This is a genomic window from Thermosipho globiformans (assembly GCF_003990895.1).
Classification (GTDB): domain Bacteria; phylum Thermotogota; class Thermotogae; order Thermotogales; family Fervidobacteriaceae; genus Thermosipho; species Thermosipho japonicus.
This window is the reverse complement of record NZ_BHXD01000051.1, coordinates 1-405: the sequence shown is the minus strand read 5'-3', so window position 1 is coordinate 405 and position 405 is coordinate 1. Positions and strand designations below refer to the sequence as shown.

General features: G+C 51.4%; 1 other RNA gene. It reads left to right on the top strand.

What is annotated here, in order from left to right:
* The first annotated feature begins 45 nt into the window (after positions 1–45).
* Positions 46–369, top strand: a transfer-messenger RNA (tmRNA) gene (gene ssrA / locus EO083_RS10245).
* The last annotated feature ends 36 nt before the right edge of the window (positions 370–405 follow it).

Genomic DNA, 405 nt, shown 5'->3' with positions numbered 1-405 from the left:
TACGAGATATCACGTTGTGACTGGAGTTCAAACGTGTGCTCTTCCGATCTGCGAAACCCAAGGTGCATGCCGAGGGGCGGTTGGCCTCGTAAAAAGCCGCAAAAAATAGTCGCAAACGACGAAAACTACGCTTTAGCAGCTTAATAACCTGCTTAGAGCCCTCTCTCCCTAGCCTCCGCTCTTAGGACGGGGATCAAGAGAGGTCAAACCCAAAAGAGATCGCGTGGAAGCCCTGCCTGGGGTTGAAGCGTTAAAACTTAATCAGGCTAGTTTGTTAGTGGCGTGTCCGTCCGCAGCTGGCAAGCGAATGTAAAGACTGACTAAGCATGTAGTACCGAGGATGTAGGAATTTCGGACGCGGGTTCAACAGATCGGAAGAGCGTCGTGTAGGGAAAGAGTGTCGAG